The following is a 20,681-nucleotide window of genomic DNA, read 5'->3' as shown; positions in this document are numbered from 1 at the left end:
TTCCAACTCCTCACTGTTATACTGTGTATATCTATATATACACTATAACATCGTAATTTGTGCATGAAAAGGAGGCAATTTAGAAACTAGTGCTTTGTTCAAATAAAAAAAGAGACGCTTGCTCATCAAAATGATATGCTCCCCTAAAGGTAGACAGATTAAAAAATAAAAATCTGACTACTAAAGGGGGAGTATTTTTTATGTCAAAAAGAGCCTATACTCCGAAGTTTAAACTTGAAGTTTTACAAGCATGGGAAGATGGTTCATTTACTTTAGCAGAGATCGTTAAACAGTATAAAGTTAGTAAATCTACAATTAGGAAATGGAAATATAGTTTTGATACATTTGGTTCTGAAGGTCTTAAAGAATCGTCAACTTGGAAGAAGTACACGAAGGATATAAAACTTTTAGCTGTTAGTGATTCTTTGTCTGGTAAATACTCTTTACTTGAGGTTGTCAGAAAGTATGAAATATCAAGTCATTCGGTCCTCCTAAAGTGGATTAAAAAGTATAATAGTCATAGTGAATTAAAAGATACGTCACAAGGAAGGGCGAACTCTATGACTAAGGGAAGAAAAACGACTTGGGAAGAACGAAGACAAATTGTACTTGATTGCTTAAGGAACGGAAACGATTATCAAGAAGCAGCTAATACTTATAATGTTTCTTACCAACAAGTCTATCAATGGGTTAAGAAGTACGAAGATGGCGGAGATGAAGCGCTAAAAGATAAACGTGGTCATAAGAAAGAAGAAGCTAAGCTAACTCCAGAAGAGAAAATCAACCTTCAAATGAAAAGGTTAGAAAGAGAAAATGAACGGTTACGTGCGGAAAATTTGTTCTTAAAAAAGTTAGAGGAGATCGAAAGGAGGCGAAATTAAGCCAAATCCGATTTGAGGATAAATATATCGCTATTCAGGAGCTTCATGTAAAAGAGAATTTAAGCATTAGTTTACTTTGTGAAATTGCCGGTATTGCACGAGCTGCATACTATAAGTGGATAAATCGTACTCCTACATCCAGGGAAATACTGAATAAAGAAATCATCAAAGAGATGAAAATTCTCCATGAGAAAGTTGATGGCATATTGGGTTATCGTCAAATGACCCTTCACATGAATAGAAAGTTCAAGGAGAATCTTAATCATAAAAGAATCTATCGGTTAATGAAAGTGGCTAGATTACGCTCTGTCATTCGTGTTAAGAAGAAGCAATATAAACGCTCGACACCTCAACATGTAGCAGACAATATATTAAATCGTGAATTTACAGCCGAGAAACCAAATGAAAAATGGGTAACCGACGTCACAGAATGTAAGTACTGCCTATCAAAAAAGGCCTATTTAAGTGCGATTCGTGATCTTTATGATGGATCCATTGTAAGTTATGTTCTAGGGCATTCCAATAATAATCAACTTGTATTCAAGACGCTTGACCAAGCGACAGTACTATTGAATGGAGAACACCCTCTTATCCATAGTGATCGTGGATTTCAATACACGTCAAAAGGGTTCAAACGTAAGATAGATACGGCAGAGATGACACAAAGCATGTCACGAGTGGGTCGGTGTATTGATAATGGACCAATGGAGTCTTTTTTTGGGACACTGAAATGTGAGAAGTATTATTTACATAAATATAAGACATTCGAGGAACTTTGTACGGCGATAGATGAGTACATACATTTTTATAATCATGAAAGATACCAAAAAAGATTAAACGGCCTTAGCCCTATGGAATTTAGAGCCAAAGCCGCTTAAATCATTTTTATTATTTCCACTGTCTACTTGACAGGGGGCAGTTCAAAAGCACCCGTCTCTCCTCATTTTTAACTTAATCATTAAAGCGTATCTTTACTCTTTGAAAAGTACGATCGCTCCACAGAAAATAGTTAGCAAGTAACAAAACAGCGATATAAAAATAAACCCCAAAAGAAACCATTGAACTTACATAATGGAGTCCAATGAGAGGTCCAATTAACAGCAGTAAAACAAAAATAGTAAAGCCCTCACCTTGTTGGCCGGCTTTAAAAGATTCAGAAAACGGCAAAGCCTTCTTTAAAGATAAAAAACACAACACCGTATACACAAAAGAGCTTAATAAAACAGCCACTAAATTCGGAATGATCGCTGCTGAAAAAATAAATCCAAATACCAAGCTTTGCAAAATAAATACAGGAAGAAATAATTTAACTAGAAAAGCTTTTAAGGTTCCTTTTAAAATAGGTGCTGGGTGTTGGATTGGTGCAGTTCGAAAGATCCAAGCCCCTTTATACGTTCCCGAATATTTCAGCATCATAATAATAGTAGGAACGATCAACAGACAAATATAGATCGCCAAATAATATTGACTTGATGCAATTTCTTCCAGAGAACGGAAGCGAACCTCATTGTAAAATAACAAAAAAGGCAGGACTAGTGCGAGACCTAACGAAGGATATACCTTCAATTTAAACTCTCTTTCCTGTTTCATCATCTGGTTAGCAAATCGGAAAAACGTTCTTTCTTCATTGTTACGACAAATCCACTTTCCTATGAAACTCTCTTTACGTCCACTTGATTTACCCGTACTTTGCGCCGTTAGCTTTTGAAGATTTCTTTCAAATGCCGGCATTAACTTAATGTAGAGAGCAATGGAAATCATCGGTACTAAAAATGCTAAAACCGTAAAAATCATGATATACACATCTGTCTTTCCATTTAATACCCATTCAAATGGAGCTGCGTACCACAGCGGTGGAAGAAAAAAATGCCACCAATTCAGAGTAATGTGAATATCAACATTTATAAACTCAAAGGAACGAATCACTAATTGATACCCCACGATTGTAGCAAGTGATAACATGATTTGAACGTAATTAATGAGGTCCATTAATTTCTCGCCATCAAAGAAGCGTAAGATAAACAAATAAAGTAAGGCTGTTATCACAATGATCAATAAATTAACAAAGATGATTTCAATTAGAAAAACAAGAAAAAATAGAATTCCTTTTGTAAATAACGAAACGAGCAAAGGAATAGTCATAATTGAGCCAGTTAAAAAGAACAAGTAAATGATAACATGTACTAATTTTGACGCACTAATGGTTTTCTGATCAACAGGCTTTGTTTGCAAAATCGTTTTGTCCCGAACATCAAGCAGGACTGACGAAAAATCTGAAATCATCGAAGTCATAATAATAAACATCGCAATTCCAAAGACAATGCTCATTTGAAACAAATAATTATCACCAAGAAGAATAAAAGGGATGTTGGCAAGACCAAATAAGGCATACAGCCATAATGACTTAAGAAATTGATTTCCTTCTTTCTTTGTATTTGATTGAGTAAAAATGGTCGGAACTCTTCTTTTATCCATCGTTAATTTTACTTGTAAAATTTTCCTCATGCTGGTGTAATCTACGCCCAATTTTTCAATTGGCTTTCTAAAATAATCTAGTAGCTTAAGAGTTTGAAAGTTTTCCATCCTACACCTCTTGAACGACAGAGACAAAGTCTGCTGCAATTTCTTGATGTTGATGGAAACCAGTTAATTGATTAAAGATTTGTTCCAATGACCCTTCTGTATTTTGTTTCTTTAATTCGTCAAAGCTCCCATCTGCAATAATTTGTCCTTCTGATAAGAGAATGATTCGATTACTGATTTTCTCTACCACTTCCATAATATGTGAAGAATAGAATATTGTTTTTCCTTCTGCTGCTAGCTTTGCTAAAATTTCTTTGACAACCATGACACTATTGGCATCTAATCCACTTAACGGCTCATCAAGAAATAATAAATCAGGATTATGTAATAGACTTGAAATGAGCAATACCTTTTGCCTCATTCCTTTTGAAAAAGACGACAGCCTTGAATGATAGACTTCCTCTAAGCCGAACTTCTCCATTAACCGTCTAGCTTTACTCTCTACTTTCTCAGGAGGAACACCGTATAATTCTCCTACGAACGATAAATATTCACTTGCTGTTAAGTTATCATACAATTCGGCCGTTTCCGGAACATAGCCAATTTTTTTCTTATAATCTACTTTTCCATCTGATATATCGTTATCAAATACCGTAATTTTCCCATGATAACCTTCAATGAGGCCAAGCATAATTTTCACCGTCGTACTTTTCCCAGCTCCATTCGGCCCTATGTACCCAATGATTTGTCCTTTATAAACTTTTAAATTTATTGCACGTAATACCATTTTGTTATTAAATGACATCGTTACATCTTCGAGTGATAAAATTGGTTGTTGTTTTTCGTCCACACGACCACCCACTTTTTAAAATTGAATTATTTATCAATTTTAACACAATTACCCATTTTGTAATCCTCTTTCTTTACTCAATGAAATGATAGATTACAAATATATTAAAAAAACTATAATTTCCTCAAATAATTGTGAGAAAACAACGACTGCCTTCCATTTTGTAAAATAATATCGTAAACTATTACATGTATGAACCCGCAAAAAGCCTTTGACCAAAACACATATTCGCAAATTGGATACATATAGGATATTCACACGTTATTTGTTACCATTTACGACAATCTGCTGATATATGTAGAGAAGTTCTTGCAGGAAAATACCTACTTAATCAAAAAATAGTAAGTTAGAAACCAACAAATGAAAAGAAAGGTGGTCGTTGTTCGTGAACAGAGACTTAAGCCTACAACAAATCGCCGAAGGCATGACAAAATCGCTGTTAAATGCTTCAGATAAAGATTTGGAAGGGTTTCAAAAAATTATCGATGCAACGTTAGAACTAAGAGAAGCACACAAAGAATTACAAAAAATGGTTCAAAGTTATTCGAGTTCCGGCATTCAGCGTAGCGTAAATCATACTCACTCTCATAGCTCTAACAGCTAAATTTTATGATCGGGGTGTCTCAAAAATAGACCTTTGAGACACCCCGAGTCAATTCATCCTTATGATCCGTTCTTTAAGTTCCGTAAAACAGTAGGCATTTTTTTCTCTTCTTCCTTAAGCTTCTTTTCACGTTTCTTTCCATCAGGATGATTGGCAGATTGAAACCTAGCCGCATCCATACCATCAATAATATTTGTCATGCCATTCCCTCCTTTCGTATTTAGTTTCCCTATCAGTTCTTTTTTCACTCCGCTTATATAACAAAAAGAGTGCAATCACAAGATCACACCCTTTCTCCATCATATTAAAGAATCATAGCAGCTAACAAACCGAAAATAAGCAATGGAATATTAAAGTGCAAGAAGGTCGGCACACATGTATCCCAAATATGATTGTGCTTCCCATCTGAATTTAATCCAGCTGTCGGTCCAAGAGTACTATCAGAAGCTGGAGAGCCTGCATCTCCAATCGCACCGGCTGTTCCGATTAACGCTGCAGTTGCTAAAGGAGAAAACCCAATTGCCGCACATATGGGGACAAACAATGCTGCTAATATCGGCAGTGTGCCAAATGATGAACCAATTCCCATTGTTATTAGCATTCCAACGAACAACATAATTACTGCAGCCAAGAACATACTCCCACCAAGATAACCGGTCGTTGATTCAACTAAGCTTTCGACTGCTCCGGTATCTTTTAGAACCGTCGCATATCCAGAAGCAATTAACATGACAAAAGCAATCATTCCCATCATTTTTATGCCATCATTAACGACCCAATCTCCTTCTTTAAATGGCACAACTCGTAATGCAAACATAATGACTACACCTGTAAGCGCTCCTAAAACTAAGGAGCTAAAAAGAACTTGAACAGTAAGGGCCACTATGATGGCGACAATTGTAAATAGATGCTTCCTAGAAAACGTTAAGCCTTCATCTACAGTTGCAGCAATTTCCGAATGGTGATCTAAATCAGCATTTACAACTCGATCTTTCCGATACGTAATGAAAATAGCGATTAACAACCCTATGAACATACCAAGTCCCGGTAAGAACATCGCCATCGGGATTTGCATGATATTAATCGGCATCCCATTTGATGTCATTTCATCTGTGATAATGCCGTGAAAGATCAACCCATATCCAGCTGGAATCATAATGTACGGTGCCTTTAAACCAAATGTTAATGAAGTAGCAACAGCCCTGCGATCGAGCTTCATCTTATCAAATAAGTGAAGAAGTGGTGGAATTAATATCGGAATAAAAGCAATATGGACTGGTACGACATTTTGAGATAAACAAGCGACCCCTGCAATTGCCAGTAATAAAAATGCTTTTTTCCCTTTTAACGCATTAATTAAATGCCGTACTAAGAAGCCAGTAATACCGGAATATCCGATCATTACTGCAAATGCTCCTAGTATAATGTAACTGAGAGCCGTATTTGCTTGGCCTCCCATACCTGATACAAGCATATCAACTGTACCTGTTACCGGGAGTCCTGATGCTACCCCAGCTGTTAGTGCAGCAAAAAGAATGGCCAATACGACATTTACTCGAAGAAGACTGAGAACAACCATTACGATAACGGAAATGAGTACAGCATTAATCAAACGTTAATCCTCCTCTTTGTTTTCCCTTTAAAAAGTTTAAGATGACATGAGCCGCTACCCTACTCGTCATATCACGGAAGTCTACTGTCGGATCTACTTCTACAATTTCTAGCCCTTTAACTATTGGATGTTCTCCTAAATACGAGATCGCTTCAAAAAGATCAACTGCATCCATGCCACCAGGTCCAATAGCTGGACAACCTGGCGCTTGTGCTTGGTCAATTACATCCATATCAACAGATACATAAATTGAATCAACTGACTGTTCAAGCTTTTTTAACGATGCTTCCATCAACTTTTTCATACTCGACTGACGTACGTCCTTCATCGTATATACAGTTACACCATGCTTGTTTACATAATCATGATATGGTTTACTATTTGAGAAATCACGAATGCCTACTTGAACCAAGTTGGTTCCCTTAATCGTTTTTGTTTCAAGTAAACTTCGAAAAGGTGTTCCATTACTCGGTCCCCCATCCTCCAAATTTCTGACGTCATGATGGGCATCAAACTGAAGAACACCGACTTCCCCTTTTGCTTCCTTAAATCCTTTTATGCTTGGATAAGTAATAGAATTATCTCCTCCTAACACAACGGGAAGCCATGATGAGTGCTCCTTTAATAATTGTTGAACCGTTTCATAGATGCGGTTTTGAGACTGAAGAACATCAGTCACATGCATCGAAATATCACCTAAGTCTTGAATGATCCACTTTGCTAAATCAATATTTTCCTCTATTGAATAGGTTGAATATCCTGACAATGCTTTTCGGATTGTACCTGGAGCAAAGCAGGCTCCAGAGTGACTAATCGACGATTTAGAGAGGGGGGCTCCAATTAGCCCAACCCCTCTGATCGTTTCACCATCCCACTCTTTCATTAGATCGCCTATCTTTGTTACTTCACGATCCGTAAATGATGTGTTAGCTTTTTGGAGATAAGGAAATGGCTTCACTGATCTCCCTCCTTCTTGAGACGATTTGCCCATTTTTAATCACGGTATTAACATGGTTCACTCCGTAATGATAAGGAAGATATTCATAATTTGGAGCATCCCAGATGACGAGATCTGCCTTGCGTCCTACAACAATTTGGCCAGCTTGCTCACCGCGCCCGATCGCATAAGCAGCATTGACAGTCATTGCATTCCAAATTTCTTCAGGAGACATTTTCAGCTTTAATGCAGCAAAAGTCATAATTAGTTGAATATTTTCTGTTGGGCAGCTACCGGGATTAAAATCTGTTGCTAGAGCTACTCTCACTCCTTCATCTATCATTTTTCTTGCGCGCGCAAATGTTTCTTTTCCTAGATAAAAAGTTGTTCCTGGCAACAGTACTGCTATTGTTTTGGATTCAGCTAATTTTTTAATCCCCTCATCCGATGCACCAACGAGATGATCTGCAGAACTTGCCCCTAAATCAGCCGCTAGTTCAGTTCCACCTAAAGGATCAATTTCGTCAGCGTGAATTTTAAGACCAAACCCTTTTTCCTGCGCCCTCGTCAAATAATCTCGAGACTGTTCTACTGTAAATACACCTGTCTCTGTAAAAATATCAACAAACTCAGCAAGCTCCTCAATTTTAATCAAATCAAGCATGCCGACCATCTCATCTAAAAAGGCTTGAGGTTCGTCCTTGTATTCATGAGGAATTGCATGTGCTCCTAAAAACGTTGAAACAAGGTCGACCGGGTGATTTTGCTGTAAGCGTTTGGCCACCTTCAGCTGCTTTAACTCTGTCTCTACATCTAATCCATATCCGCTTTTCACCTCAGCTGTCGTTACTCCATGTGCCAGCATCCGATCAAGGTGAAAGTATGCCTTTTCGTATAAATGCTCTTCTGACGCTTGGCGAGTATGCTCAACCGTTGAAAGAATGCCTCCTCCTTGTTTTAGGATCTCAAGATAAGGAACTCCTTGCTGTTTTAATGCCATTTCATGTTCACGCGAACCTCCAAACACAACATGAGTATGCGGGTCAACCAAACCAGGTGATACGAGCTTCCCTTGACAATCAATAACTTCAGCAGCTTGAATCGTTTTTGCTGACTCTCTCCCGCCAATAAAAGCCACCTTGCCATTTGTGATCCCGACAACAGCATCTTCAAGCATAACTAGCTCTTTCATGTCCTTCCCCGCTTTTGGACCAATTGATTCCATCGTGAGTAACTGACCAATATTCATAAGTAGTAACTCTACATGTTGTTTCATACGTTCCCCTCCTTTTGATTACTCTTTTTCACTCATTGGAATAACGACATCTTTCTCCTTCGCCACATCTTTTGCAAGTTCATACCCTGCATCTGCATGACGAATGACACCCATACCAGGATCTGTTGTCAAAACACGTTCCAATCGCTCTTTTGCTAGTTCCGTACCATCAGCAACGACAACCATTCCTGCATGAAGCGAATACCCCATTCCAACTCCGCCACCATGATGAACCGATACCCAGCTAGCACCCGCAGATGTATTGATTAATGCATTTAAAATTGCCCAGTCTCCTACTGCGTCACTACCATCTAACATCGCTTCTGTTTCCCGATTTGGTGAGGCAACAGAGCCACAATCTAAGTGATCACGCCCAATAACAATTGGAGCTTTTAACTCTCCTTTTCTCACAAGCTCATTAATCGCGAGTCCCATCTTTTTCCGCTCCCCGTAGCCTAACCAACAAATACGAGATGGTAGACCTTGAAATGCGACTTTTTCTTGAGCCATATCAATCCAGCGGCAAAGAGCTTCATTTTCCGGGAATAGCTCTTTAATCAACGCATCTGTACGATAAATGTCTTCAGGATCACCTGATAAAGCTACCCAACGGAAAGGACCTTTTCCTTCACAGAAAAGAGGACGGATATAGGCTGGAACAAAACCAGGGAAGCTAAATGCGTCTTCAAATCCTTCATCTTTTGCAACTTGGCGTATATTGTTGCCATAATCAAATACAATCGAGCCTCTTCTTTGCAACGCGACCATCGCTTCCACATGCTTTCTCATGCTTTCATTTGCTAGTTTCACATATCTAGTCGGATCTTTTTCACGAAGTTCAGCAGCTTCGGCAAGAGAAAACCCTTCTGGAACATAGCCATTTAAAGGGTCGTGGGCAGATGTTTGGTCTGTGACAATATCAATATGAATATCGCGCTCAATGATTTCATGATGAATCGCTGCTGCATTGCCTACTAAACCGATTGATAGAGGTACCCCTTTTTCCTTTGCCTCTTGTGCCCATTCCAGAGCTTCATCCAACGAATATGTCATTCGGTCACAATATTTCGTATCGATTCGTTTTTGAATACGCTCTGCATCTACATCTACAGCTATGACAACTCCATCATTCATTGTCACCGCTAAAGGTTGTGCTCCGCCCATTCCTCCAAGACCTGCTGTTAATGTTACGGTACCTTTCAAACTATTAGAAAAATGCCTTCTGCCAATCTCAGCAAATGTTTCATACGTTCCTTGTAAAATGCCTTGTGTTCCAATATAAATCCAGCTGCCTGCTGTCATCTGTCCGTACATCATTAATCCATCTTTTTCAAGTTTGTTGAAATGATCCCAATTTGCCCATTTCGGTACTAAAACTGAATTTGACAATAACACTCTCGGTGCTGCCGGATGGGTTTTAAACATTCCAACAGGTTTTCCAGATTGAATTAACAATGTTTCATCTGCTTCCAATTTCTTTAACGAGCGAACGATCGCATCAAATGACTCCCAGTTTCGAGCTGCTTTCCCTATTCCTCCATAAACGATTAAATCTTCTGGTTTTTCTGCGACTTCAGGATCCAAGTTATTGTAAAGCATACGTAATACCGCTTCCTGCTCCCATCCCTTACATTCTCTTTCTACACCTGTTTTTGCTAAAATGATTCGTTTTTTTGTTGTCATAGTAATCTCTCTCCTTTTATGAATGAATTTTCGATCCCGTTTGATCAAAATGGTGCGAACTGGCTTTTAACCAATCAGTTATAGCTTCAATATCTTTTGAGAACACTCGATCTTTCGTAATAGATGGGACTAACTCTCTACCTTTTTGGAAAAATAGATTCGTAGGTTGTGACATTTTGTCTGTTCCTCGATACTCTGTCGCTTGCATCGCACAAATCGTTTCAATAGATAGGACACGCCGAGCATTTTGAATGACTTGATATGCATGTCTTGAACCAATCGTTCCCATGCTGACATGATCTTCTTGATTCGCTGATGATGGAATCGAATCAACACTTGCTGGATGTGCCAACGTTTTGTTTTCAGATACAAGTGATGCGGCTGCATATTGCATAATCATCGCTCCAGACTGCAATCCTGGTTCAGGACTTAAAAATGGAGGTAAATCACTCAACTGCGGGTTGACTAACCGTTCGATTCGGCGTTCTGAGATATTCGCTAGTTCTGCCATCGCAATCGCTAAGAAATCCATCGCAAAGGCGATTGGCTGGCCGTGAAAATTGCCGCCAGATAATACTTTCTTTCCTTCATCAAAAATAAGTGGATTATCTGTTGCTGCATTCATTTCAATTTCTAATTTTTCCTTTACATAATTCAAGGCCTGCCAAGTTGCTCCGTGTACTTGCGGAATGCAACGAATCGAGTACGCATCTTGTACTCTCACTTCCCCTTGCTTCGTTGTTAACTGACTATCCGAAAGATACGTGCGTATTCTCCGTGCAACGTCAATTTGTTCTTTATAGCCCCGAGCTAAGTGAATACCTTCATCAAAGGCATCAATAATGCCACGCAACCCTTCGATCGTCATCGAGGCAATGACCTCGGATTGAAAAGCAAGTCTTTCCGCTTCTAAGTAAGCAACGACGCCCATTGCTGTCATCGCTTGCGTTCCATTAATAAGTGCTAAGCCTTCTTTTGCGGTTAACGTGATTGGGAAAATCCCTTCTCTCGTTAAAGCATCGATTGCTTCTACCCTTTCACCTTTATAAAAAACTTCCCCTTCCCCAATTAACACGAGTGCTAAATGAGATAGAGGAGCCAAATCTCCACTTGCTCCTAGTGACCCTTGCTGCGGGATTACCGGATGAATATTAGCATTTATTAGATCTATTAACCTTTCAATTACAACTGGTCGTACCCCCGAAAAACCTTTAAGCAATGCATTAGCACGAAGTAGAACCATAGCCCTTGAGACTACTTCCGGAAAAGGCTCTCCAACACCACAAGCATGCGAACGAATTAAATTTAATTGCAATGCCTCCACATCATCTTTGCCAATGTATACATCGCTAAATTTTCCGAAGCCAGTAGTTATGCCATATACCACTTTTCCCTCTTTAACGATTCGTTCAACCGCTTTGCGGCTCTCTTTTACTTTCCTCATGCTTTCATCTGAATACGTTACTTCCTCTTTTTCAAACAGCACGTTACGCACATCAGAAAAAGTAAGTGTCTGACCGTTTAAAATAACCATCTTTCTCTCTCCCTTCTTTCCCTTTAGTTAAGTAAAGGAGCAATAGAAAAGGGGACTATATCAATGAAATCAAAATTTTGATTTCAAGATATAGCCCCCTATTAACTAAAATACTATGGGCAATTATATGTGATTAATTCCTAAACCAATCGTTTCATGCTCTGACCCTTTAACAGGTGCACCTATTGTGCCATACAAGGAAACAGCGATCCACTCCCCTTCTAACTCACTGTCATACGGGTTCCCACGCAAAATAGCAAACGACAAGCCCACTGTCCTTAAAACGGACCCTAACTGAACTTGGCCTCTCGTTACACCATGCAAAGCTTCCATAATTGCATGATATAGTGAGTGAGATTCACGATATACATTCGACTGGATAATCCCATTTTTCTTCGCCGCAGTCTCTATTGCTGCCACTACTTTATGCGCTTCCATTGAACCGACTCTTCCGGTACAACCTTTCCAGTTGGACTTTTCCAACTTTTTCAACTGTCCCTCTGAATCCTCGGAAAGCAATAGAAGAATCGCATGTCGTCCAATCCGATTATCATTACTTAACGCCATCAACAACAACTCTTTCACTTTTCTATGAAACTAATATCTAATAACTACATTAAGTGTAAGCGCTTTAATTTTATGTGTCAATAATAAATTCCAAATTCATACGGTAAATGAAATATTTAATCTAATAACCTAAATATATAGGTAGTCCATTAACTGTTACCCACTTCACTTCATCACTCGTATATACATTGCTAAAATAACCCACAATATATATAACGTCATGGGTATATCGGAGGATCTAGATGTTTACTTTTATACAGGAAGCCCTAATCGCTTCCTCAATAATTAACATGAAAGGTGGCTCTCTTTGGAGTCAAATAATTGAATTACGTCGAGAATCAAGAAACCTTCTATGGGAGTATTGGCGAACAGAAACATTATTTACTTTCAATTGGTGGTTCCTTGTTATAACAACCATTGCCTTTGTGTTAGTTTGGCTTAGATTATTAGATAAGAAAAGACTCGTTGAAGTTGTTTCATTTGGTCTTATGATCGGATCTATAGGATACTTTTTGGATATAACAGGAGTTTCATTTGTCATGTGGTCCTATCCTGATAAGATTTTTCCAATTATACCTCCAATCATTGAAATCCATAAATTTCATCTTCCTATTGTGTATATGATTGTTTATCAATATTTTCCTAAGTGGAAACCATTTTTACTCGTTATGACTGTATGTGCTTTGTTTTTTTCATTTGTTTTAGAACCGATTACAGTCTGGCTAGGGATATACGAAATTTATCATTGGGAGTACATTTATTCCTTCCCTATTTACATTATTATTGGTGTATTTTGTAAATGGATCATTGAAAAGTTAAAGCAAATGGACAGACACTATTAAAGAGTGAGTTTACGTTTTAATGATTTATTAAGATTAACCAGCCCTTTCTATAGGTATAACGTTAAAGTGCTGGTTCTCTAAGTATTGACGCCGTTTATTTCACCCTTTAGATTCAATACTTATAACGGTGTCATAACTTAGCATCATAATGAAAATAGGATATGCAAGGGTTTCATCTTTAGGACAAGATTTAGAGGCACAATTACAAGCACTACATAATGAGGGATGCGATAAAATTTATCAGGAGAAGTTTACTGGAACTAAAGCTGATAGACCACAGTTTCAGGAATTACTATCAGTACTTAATGAAGGTGACACACTCGTAGTAACAAAATTAGACCGCTTTGCACGTTCTACAGTAGATGCTATACAGACTATTAAATCGTTATTTGATAAAGGTGTAAAGGTACATATTCTAAATATGGGGTTAGTTGAGGACACACCCACAGGTAGACTTATCTTTAATTTCACGAGTTCTTTTGCTGAGTTTGAACGTGATATGATTGTGGAACGTACTCAGGAAGGTAAAGCGATAGCTAAACAGCGTGAAGACTTTAAGGAAGGTAGACCAAACAAATACACTAAGAAACAAGTTGAACATGCTTTACAGCTATTAGAAACACATTCCTATAAACAAGTTGAGGCTATGACTGGAATATCTAAGAGTACCTTAATTCGTGCTAAAAAGAAGGCATTAAGTTAATAGCTTATTAGCCTTTTTGTTTTGTCTAATTGTAGTTACCTACTTTAACTTTATGTTAAAGCTAACTGTACCAGTACCATTACCCTCACTTGTGATATGGCTATTTTCAGCCTAGACAACAACACCCTATACTAACCCCTCAGAACGTCACAGAAGCCCTATTTAACGCTGTTTCAACCTCCTTAGACCTATCTTATTAGCACTAAAAAAGATTCCTCAGGAGGTCTATAGTAGGGGTGAAAAAGCGTACAGAATCATAATATTTCACAACCGTCTTTACCTGTAACCTTCAAATTTTTACCGTTTTTCTTCAAGTAATAATGCAGGAAAATTCAAGGTGACCATTACATATTTTGTAAATGTAAAGGGTAATATAGAAATTGTATTTAAGAATAGAGGGAGAACTTATGATACAAAAACAAACCATCGTAATACTTTGTATTTTATTATTAAATATTTACCTAAAAACTTGGAAGGACATCCCTAAATACTATAATAATTTAGCTTATACTGCCTTTATTAACGCCCTTTATAATTATATTTTTAAAAGACACTATTTATGGGAATTCTTACCTGATAAATGGAGTTGGAAGAATCTAACACAAATACATACCCTTATTATCTCACCTTTATTGGTTCTATTATATTTACACACTTTACCTAGGGAAATTTTCAATAAAATTATCCATTTAATACTATGGGTTTTTTGTTTAGTAATCGGTGAACACTTCATAGTAAAAAAGCGGTTGCTTGTCTACAAGTATGGATGGAATGTTTTATGGTCTGGACTTATATATATCCAAATGTTTGTATTTAATTACTTATATAATAAAAGACCTTTAATAGTTTGGATTTTTTCAGCATTAGTTACCATTTTTTATATGGTGAAATTTAAATTACCACTCACCAGGAGGTTTTTGAAGGGTCCTTATTTTCTTTTTTTCAGGAAAACAAATCCTTCATTGTTAGAGAGGATTAAAACATCGATTTATCCATACTGTTTTTATCTTATAAATCAAACCAAATTTAAAGTAACGGCTGCGTTAATTGAAGATAGAACAAAGTAGAGAACCCATGAATATAATAGGTTCTCTTTTTGTTAATGGTCATTACGTTATTTCGAACTGTTCTTGTGTCAATGAACGAGACAACCTAATATGACGAATCATTGACTGGTCAAATTTAGGATTACGAATAAGTGAATTTTTATCTTCATAAGATGACAAGCTTACACACCTCCAAGTGTTGATATTATTGAATCTATCTAAGGTCACTTGCACAAATAGTTAAAATAAAGGGTAAATAAAAAGAACCGAACCATTACAGTTCAGCCCTTTACCTAAGGAGAATTACAAAATGAGTACTGATAGACTAAAAAAGTCCTTAACCGATATCAATTCCAACTCTACATAGTGAAATAATGAGTTAGGAATCATGTCATAGTCCTTAGTTAGATTATCTTTACACGCTATCCCACTACTTTTCACCTCAATCATTTATTATCATCCTCCATGTGAATTTAGAGTTCTATTCCTGAACTCTAAAAAATGTAATTACCCTTTTTCACATGAATTAGGACATAAAAAGTAACAAATACAGTTTCCAAATTTAGTCTCTTGATAAATATTCATACATTATGATAATATAGACCGTGCAAGTTAAGAGTAAAATCGTGTACGTATTCCTGAAAAAACCGTGTGAGTACTGACAGAAAAGTTGTTAAACCAATACTTCATGGGGCTGGCTGTGACACTGGTGTTCGCCACGGTCTTCAAAACCGCTTGGGAGGTGCGTGCCATCTCCGGTAGGTTCGATTCCTACACAGTCCCGCCAAAAATGCTTGTCACGTAAGGGTTACGCAAGGTTGGCGCTGAAGAGTTATTTGAATTTAGATGAAAAGTCCAACACGGTTTTCTATACGAAATACATAAGACCGATACAGTCCGTTTGATAAGACCGTATTGATAATTTTTACCTGTAGTCACCTAATATTTTAATAGGGGGCTATTTTTTATGAATAAACCTACTTTAAGAAAATTTAAACGTTCTAAAAAACAAGTAACATCAACAACTAATTCATTAATCGAATTAACTCTAAATGAGATGTTCAACAATTTTATAGCAACAAAAAGAGCTGAAGCTCTTGCTCCAAGGACTATAAGCGATCATCTCAATAACTTTAAATATTTTAAAGAATTTATTGGTAAAGACTTAAACCGTAATGAAATTTCACTTGAAGTCTTCAGAAATTTTATAAGTTATATGCTACACGAGAAAAACCTCTCGCCTGTAACCGTAAATGTAAGAATAAGAACACTAAGAGCATTTATTCGATTTTGTTACCTAGAAAATTACATTGATGATCCTATTCATGAAAACTTCAAACCAGTGAAGACTCCTCAAGATACAATAGAATCTTTGACGATAAACGAGCTTAAACAACTTTTCTCCGTTATAGATGAAGAAATGTACACAGGTTTTCGTGATAAAGTAATAATTTTGGTTCTTTTAGACACAATGGTAAGAATTTCTGAGCTTGTTGCAATGAAAAGAAGTAATGTTGATCTCAGTTCAGGATTTATTAAACTTGAAGCAATGGATACCAAAACTAGACGATCTAGAATTGTGCCACTTTCCTCAAAAACAATAAAACTATTAACTGATTACATTGAAGAAACAAATGATTTTGGCTCAGATGACCTTTTCCTTACCTACGATGGTAGAAATATCTCAGCATCCACCTTTAGAGAAAGGCTTACCTATTATGGTGAATTAGCTGGAATTAAAAACAAACGTGTGTCACCACATACCTTTCGCCATACAGGAGCCTTACTTTATATCATGAATGGCGGAGACCCTTTCAGTCTTCAAAAAATTTTAGGTCATGGTCACATGAATATGGTTCGTAAGTATATTCAAATGACTAACATGGATGTTAGAAGACAGCACAATAACTTTACACCGTTGAATGGATTATTTAAGAAGTGATTTTTCACTTCTTTTTCTTTACCAATTATCAAATTAAGCTGTTAACAATAAATAAGTCGAATAACTTCTCCCATCAAGCTGTTTTAGTTACTCATCACTATACGTACCTGATAACACATCATCCAATATTCTCTTATCGCCAAGTTCTTGAATGCTACAAAATAAAAACACTAGCAGGATTTCAGCATTACCATAATACGCTCTATCACGTTTGAATAGCTTGTGTGATGTGATCTTCTCCATCAATTGATCAACTTGCTCTACACCCAAACCTAAATCCCCTGCAACTCTGCTTACATAACGATATTTCCCCATCCAGCCGCCTCCTAGAATTAACGATATTTACTTTTATAAACATATAGTACACTTTCATAAAACTATAAGTCAATAAAATATTTACATTTATAAAGAATTACTTTATATAATTGTAGAATTTGTTCTTATAATATAAAATTAAAAATAAATGACTAGAGGAGATCATAATGTTTTCTTATGCCCCGTTAATAGCAACACTTCATAAAAAACAGATAAATAAAACACAACTCAGGGAAGCTATTGGTGCTTCTTCTACAACAATTGCAAAGATTAGTCGTGACGAGTATGTATCTTTGAAAATACTTGATGATATTTGTAATTATCTTAATGTAGGATTAGAAGAGGTTATAGTACATGTAAAAGGAGAAGACCACCAAGCATAATCGCTTAAGTGGTCTGTACTTTTATAATTGTTTTAACTTCTTATCTAGTTTCATTTTCATGCTTTTTGAATAAGAATAGTTCTTAAATTCTCTCGTTGTATTTTCCATATCATCACCATATTTCTGTAAAATTGTAATCGAATAAAAGATTGGATAAGGTCTATCCATCAACATTTGCTGGTATTCTTTAACAAAAACATTTGTAAAACCCTCAGATCTCTCTCTAAATTCTGTAAGGTTTACCATTTCTTCTCTATAATCGAGTGCATTTGGCATATGCTCGCAAAGAAATAATGGATTTTCTATTTCTATCAGATATCCAACACCATGACTTCTACATACAATTGGTCTGTATTCATAGATTGTACAAGATTGGGATTGTTCATCTAAAAAAGGACATGGAATTTTTATGGACTCTGCTTTATTATTGAGACTTAGTACCCCAGATATCTTTGTTCTTCCATCTGTCAGAGTTTTAGAACCGAAGTCTTTCTCTAGATCTCTGGTAAAATCAGGGTGTTTTTTTTGTATTTCTTCCCAAATTGTTACTCCCTTTTGAATAATTTCATCAACCTTTTCACTACCGTATTCTTCTTTGATCCTATCAATAATGTAATGGAACTCTACTCTACTGATACTAAATGGTTCATAACAACAGGAGCCACAACCTTTTTGACATAAAATATTTCCTTTTTCAGCTTTAACTTTATTGTCAATCTCTTGCTGTAATTGTATTAACTCTGCGAAAGCACTGAGAGATTGAATATCTTCATGACACTTTTTTTTGCTTTTTACCACTTCCACAAAAACATGGATTATTTCTGCCCATAGATACCCCCTTTGTCCTTATTTATAAACTTATATAAGGGGATCAACGATAAAATACCTATTTTCCTCATTTTTTTCATACGTTATTAGTAATCCACTCGTTATACAATTCATAAATTATACGATTATTTAGCTAATACGTTTAAAATGTCTTTCTCCAAGTCATACTGAATCAATCTCTTATAAGAGGAATTATGTAATTCCGGTAATATTAGAAAGAATACAGCAATCAGAATATGTTCAGATCCTGAGTATTCCCCAAGCACTAATACAATTAAAAAAGTAATGAAGGCTATAAGAGAAATTGAACCAAATGCTAAAACTGAAGACTTCTTTGATCTGTAGGGCTTAACCAGTAAAACGGTTAGGCTTTTTCTTTTTTAAAATATAACTCTATAAATTTATTTTTATTGTAAATCTTTACAGATATAGGTATCATTTACTAAGACTAAAAAATTATAATTCTGGAAGGAGACAATCATGGAAAACATAGAATCAACCAAACAGAAGTTTCATCAAAAAACATGGTTCACTTGGATCGCCCTTATCTTTTTTGCACCAGTGGGGATCTTCCTATTGTGGAGGAACAAACATCACAATAAAGTCGTAAGAGTTATCGTAACTGCTGTCTTTGCCTTAATTTTTATTGCTACAGTTACAACTGATTCAGAAGAAAGCGCATCTTCTCCCTCATCTTCTGAGCCTGCATTAGCAACAGTTGAAGATGAAGATGAGATTGATGAAGAAGTTGAGATTGATGAAGTAACAGCTGCAGTTGAAGAAGAGGAAATTGAGGAAGTGGAGACTCGAGAACAAATTCACTTAACTGTTGATGAACTAAGAAAAAACTGGAACAATATTGCTGAAGGAATAGAAGGTCTTGAATCGCTTGTTATTGTAGATTTTCAAACTCTCGACACAGCTGATGAAAATGAAGGGTTTGGGTTTACAATTGATAACGGCTTATCTTTACAGGGGATAAATTATGAAGATGGCACAATAAAAGAAGTGTATGTTCATAGCGAATGGGATACTTTTAAAGAAGATCGCTTTTTTGACCTGATGGCTTGGGGTTTATTAATTGGAGCTCTCGAACCTAGTTTAACGGACGATGAACGAGGTGTCATTCTAACTAATGAATTAAACCTTGATGAAAAAATGAGCTTTTTACAAGAAGAGCAACTGTACAGAACAGAAAATTACACTTTGAAGCTTGCATTTTATGAGCAAATGGACATTATTAGACTTTCTGTTTTTGACCCTAATAAAGATTAAATCTTATTCAAGCCCTCATCATCCATACAGTGAGGGCTTTTCTTAATTGTCGTGCTAATATATCTACAGGTGATAATATGGATCATATAGAACGTAAGGTTAAGCAGATCATACAGAATGTGTTCACGTTGCAAGGAAGGTATCCAACACTGGAAGAGTTAATACAATGGACTGGGAGAGATAAGAAAAGTCTACTTGCGATTTTGAAGAAAATCGGAGTACTCTGAAGAAGAATGAAAGTCTGATTCGGTATTTACTAAAAACTCAAGCACCTTAAGCTCTATATCCCTTAGCTTTCTGTTTAATTTTGATTCAAATTCATTGATTAATTGGTTTAATGTTGGTTTCATCTATAACGCCTCCTGTTTCTTTAATAATAGACAAAAAGAGACAAGAATCAACATATTGAGTATGATTATCTAACATGAATTTTTTTTACAATTAATGTCAATATTATATTACATGGTTCAATACACTGAACACTCACACCCAACTAATCAGTCAACCATGTAATAAGCCCTCTTATGATGGTAAAGAGGGCTTTTTGTGTTTTACAAATAGATGCTTTCTTGGTACGAGTGTTCAAACATGACAAAAAGGTGTGATTTAATAAATCATTGATAAAAACTTTTGTCAAGCGTTTTGAAGGTTTACTCAAACATAAACAGCGTAAGGCGTTAAAATCAGAGCAATTCTAGCAAGAGACAAATTCGTTCAAAATGTCTAAAGAAAGCAGATAACATTCTCGCAAACTCGTAAATCCTTCTTTTTTCTACCCATTTCAAAGTTGACAAAATTAATTAAAATGGATTTTGATACAATATATGGTGTATTGAAAATAAATTCAAGCACAATATATTGAATCTAGTGGGTTTCATGT

Annotated in this window: 20 protein-coding genes and 1 tRNA gene; 9 read left to right on the top strand and 12 right to left on the bottom strand. The window is 36.3% G+C overall.

The features are described from left to right. Window positions 1–200 precede the first annotated feature (200 nt). A protein-coding gene (locus SAY88_RS11870) for an IS3 family transposase (protein WP_332632058.1) occupies window positions 201–1,759 on the top strand; the annotation gives its coding sequence in 2 pieces (ribosomal slippage) (window positions 201–843 and window positions 843–1,759; 1,560 coding nt in all). 73 nt (window positions 1,760–1,832) lie between these two features. Here SAY88_RS11870 and SAY88_RS11865 read toward each other — a convergent pair. Both SAY88_RS11865 and SAY88_RS11860 read right to left on the bottom strand, forming a co-directional pair. Then, window positions 1,833–3,464: a hypothetical protein gene (locus SAY88_RS11865; RefSeq protein WP_332632057.1), complete on the bottom strand. Its 1,632-nt coding sequence runs from the start codon at window positions 3,462–3,464 to the stop codon at window positions 1,833–1,835. A 1-nt stretch (window position 3,465) separates the two neighbouring features. Continuing rightward, window positions 3,466–4,209 carry an ABC transporter ATP-binding protein gene (locus SAY88_RS11860; protein WP_431308865.1) on the bottom strand — a complete coding sequence of 248 codons (744 nt, stop codon included), beginning with the start codon at window positions 4,207–4,209 and terminating at the stop codon, window positions 3,466–3,468. Between the two features lie 430 nt (window positions 4,210–4,639). Between SAY88_RS11860 and SAY88_RS11855 the strand changes: the two genes are divergently transcribed. Further along, complete coding sequence (locus SAY88_RS11855) at window positions 4,640–4,858, top strand: hypothetical protein (RefSeq protein ID WP_250096259.1); 219 nt, start codon at window positions 4,640–4,642, stop codon at window positions 4,856–4,858. 59 nt (window positions 4,859–4,917) lie between these two features. Here the strand turns inward: SAY88_RS11855 and SAY88_RS11850 are convergent, their stop codons facing one another. From SAY88_RS11850 to hutP, 7 genes are all read right to left on the bottom strand, one after another. Beyond that, a complete protein-coding gene (locus SAY88_RS11850) occupies window positions 4,918–5,058 on the bottom strand; it encodes a hypothetical protein (protein WP_332632055.1) in 141 nt (46 codons plus the stop codon). A gap of 104 nt (window positions 5,059–5,162) precedes the next feature. Beyond that, entirely contained in the window at window positions 5,163–6,470 is a 1,308-nt protein-coding gene (locus tag SAY88_RS11845; RefSeq protein WP_332632054.1) for a Na+/H+ antiporter family protein, read from the bottom strand. Then, window positions 6,463–7,428: a formimidoylglutamase gene (gene hutG, locus SAY88_RS11840; protein ID WP_332632053.1), complete on the bottom strand. Its 966-nt coding sequence runs from the start codon at window positions 7,426–7,428 to the stop codon at window positions 6,463–6,465. Before hutG ends, SAY88_RS11845 begins: the two co-directional genes overlap by 8 nt. Beyond that, entirely contained in the window at window positions 7,397–8,683 is a 1,287-nt protein-coding gene (gene hutI, locus SAY88_RS11835) for an imidazolonepropionase (protein WP_332632052.1), read from the bottom strand. Before hutI ends, hutG begins: the two co-directional genes overlap by 32 nt. 18 nt (window positions 8,684–8,701) lie before the next feature. Further along, on the bottom strand, window positions 8,702–10,366 hold the full coding sequence (hutU, locus tag SAY88_RS11830; protein ID WP_332632051.1) for a urocanate hydratase: 1,665 nt from the start codon (window positions 10,364–10,366) through the stop codon (window positions 8,702–8,704). A gap of 16 nt (window positions 10,367–10,382) precedes the next feature. Next, window positions 10,383–11,900 carry a histidine ammonia-lyase gene (gene hutH, locus SAY88_RS11825; protein WP_332632050.1) on the bottom strand — a complete coding sequence of 506 codons (1,518 nt, stop codon included), beginning with the start codon at window positions 11,898–11,900 and terminating at the stop codon, window positions 10,383–10,385. Between the two features lie 123 nt (window positions 11,901–12,023). Continuing rightward, window positions 12,024–12,467, bottom strand: coding sequence for a histidine utilization transcription antiterminator HutP (gene hutP / locus SAY88_RS11820; RefSeq protein WP_332632049.1), 444 nt, complete (start codon window positions 12,465–12,467; stop codon window positions 12,024–12,026). Between the two features lie 242 nt (window positions 12,468–12,709). Here hutP and SAY88_RS11815 point away from each other — a divergent pair, with 242 nt between their 5' ends. The 5 genes from SAY88_RS11815 (at window position 12,710) to SAY88_RS11800 (ending at window position 17,000) form a co-directional block, all read left to right on the top strand. Continuing rightward, on the top strand, window positions 12,710–13,309 hold the full coding sequence (locus SAY88_RS11815) for a CBO0543 family protein (RefSeq protein WP_332632048.1): 600 nt from the start codon (window positions 12,710–12,712) through the stop codon (window positions 13,307–13,309). Window positions 13,310–13,457: 148 nt separating this feature from the next. Further along, entirely contained in the window at window positions 13,458–14,012 is a 555-nt protein-coding gene (locus tag SAY88_RS11810) for a recombinase family protein (RefSeq protein ID WP_332632047.1), read from the top strand. Between the two features lie 407 nt (window positions 14,013–14,419). Then, a complete protein-coding gene (locus SAY88_RS25990) occupies window positions 14,420–15,079 on the top strand; it encodes a CBO0543 family protein (RefSeq protein WP_431308862.1) in 660 nt (219 codons plus the stop codon). A 669-nt stretch (window positions 15,080–15,748) separates the two neighbouring features. Next, window positions 15,749–15,845: transfer RNA gene (locus SAY88_RS11805), tRNA-Sec, on the top strand. Window positions 15,846–16,025: 180 nt separating this feature from the next. Then, window positions 16,026–17,000 (top strand): tyrosine-type recombinase/integrase, encoded by a 975-nt coding sequence (locus SAY88_RS11800; RefSeq protein ID WP_332632046.1) that lies wholly within the window; start codon window positions 16,026–16,028, stop codon window positions 16,998–17,000. 87 nt (window positions 17,001–17,087) lie between these two features. On the opposite strand, the gene SAY88_RS11795 is transcribed toward SAY88_RS11800, so the two are convergent. Beyond that, window positions 17,088–17,315 carry a hypothetical protein gene (locus tag SAY88_RS11795; RefSeq protein WP_332632045.1) on the bottom strand — a complete coding sequence of 76 codons (228 nt, stop codon included), beginning with the start codon at window positions 17,313–17,315 and terminating at the stop codon, window positions 17,088–17,090. A gap of 167 nt (window positions 17,316–17,482) precedes the next feature. Here SAY88_RS11795 and SAY88_RS11790 point away from each other — a divergent pair, with 167 nt between their 5' ends. Further along, the gene (locus tag SAY88_RS11790; RefSeq protein WP_332632044.1) at window positions 17,483–17,698 is read left to right on the top strand and encodes a helix-turn-helix domain-containing protein; all 216 of its coding nucleotides are present in this window, start codon (window positions 17,483–17,485) and stop codon (window positions 17,696–17,698) included. 21 nt (window positions 17,699–17,719) lie between these two features. On the opposite strand, the gene SAY88_RS11785 is transcribed toward SAY88_RS11790, so the two are convergent. Further along, the gene (locus SAY88_RS11785) at window positions 17,720–18,496 is read right to left on the bottom strand and encodes a YkgJ family cysteine cluster protein (RefSeq protein ID WP_332632043.1); all 777 of its coding nucleotides are present in this window, start codon (window positions 18,494–18,496) and stop codon (window positions 17,720–17,722) included. Between the two features lie 510 nt (window positions 18,497–19,006). Here SAY88_RS11785 and SAY88_RS11780 point away from each other — a divergent pair. Continuing rightward, a complete protein-coding gene (locus SAY88_RS11780; protein ID WP_332632042.1) occupies window positions 19,007–19,801 on the top strand; it encodes a hypothetical protein in 795 nt (264 codons plus the stop codon). Window positions 19,802–19,992: 191 nt separating this feature from the next. On the opposite strand, the gene SAY88_RS11775 is transcribed toward SAY88_RS11780, so the two are convergent. Further along, window positions 19,993–20,151 (bottom strand): hypothetical protein, encoded by a 159-nt coding sequence (locus SAY88_RS11775; protein WP_332632041.1) that lies wholly within the window; start codon window positions 20,149–20,151, stop codon window positions 19,993–19,995. Window positions 20,152–20,681 lie beyond the last annotated feature (530 nt).

The sequence above is a fragment of the Halalkalibacter flavus genome, assembly GCF_036663575.1.
GTDB lineage: Bacteria > Bacillota > Bacilli > Bacillales > Bacillaceae_D > Halalkalibacter > Halalkalibacter flavus.
The sequence above is the reverse complement of the archived record's forward strand: the minus strand, read 5'-3'. Positions and strand labels throughout refer to the sequence as shown.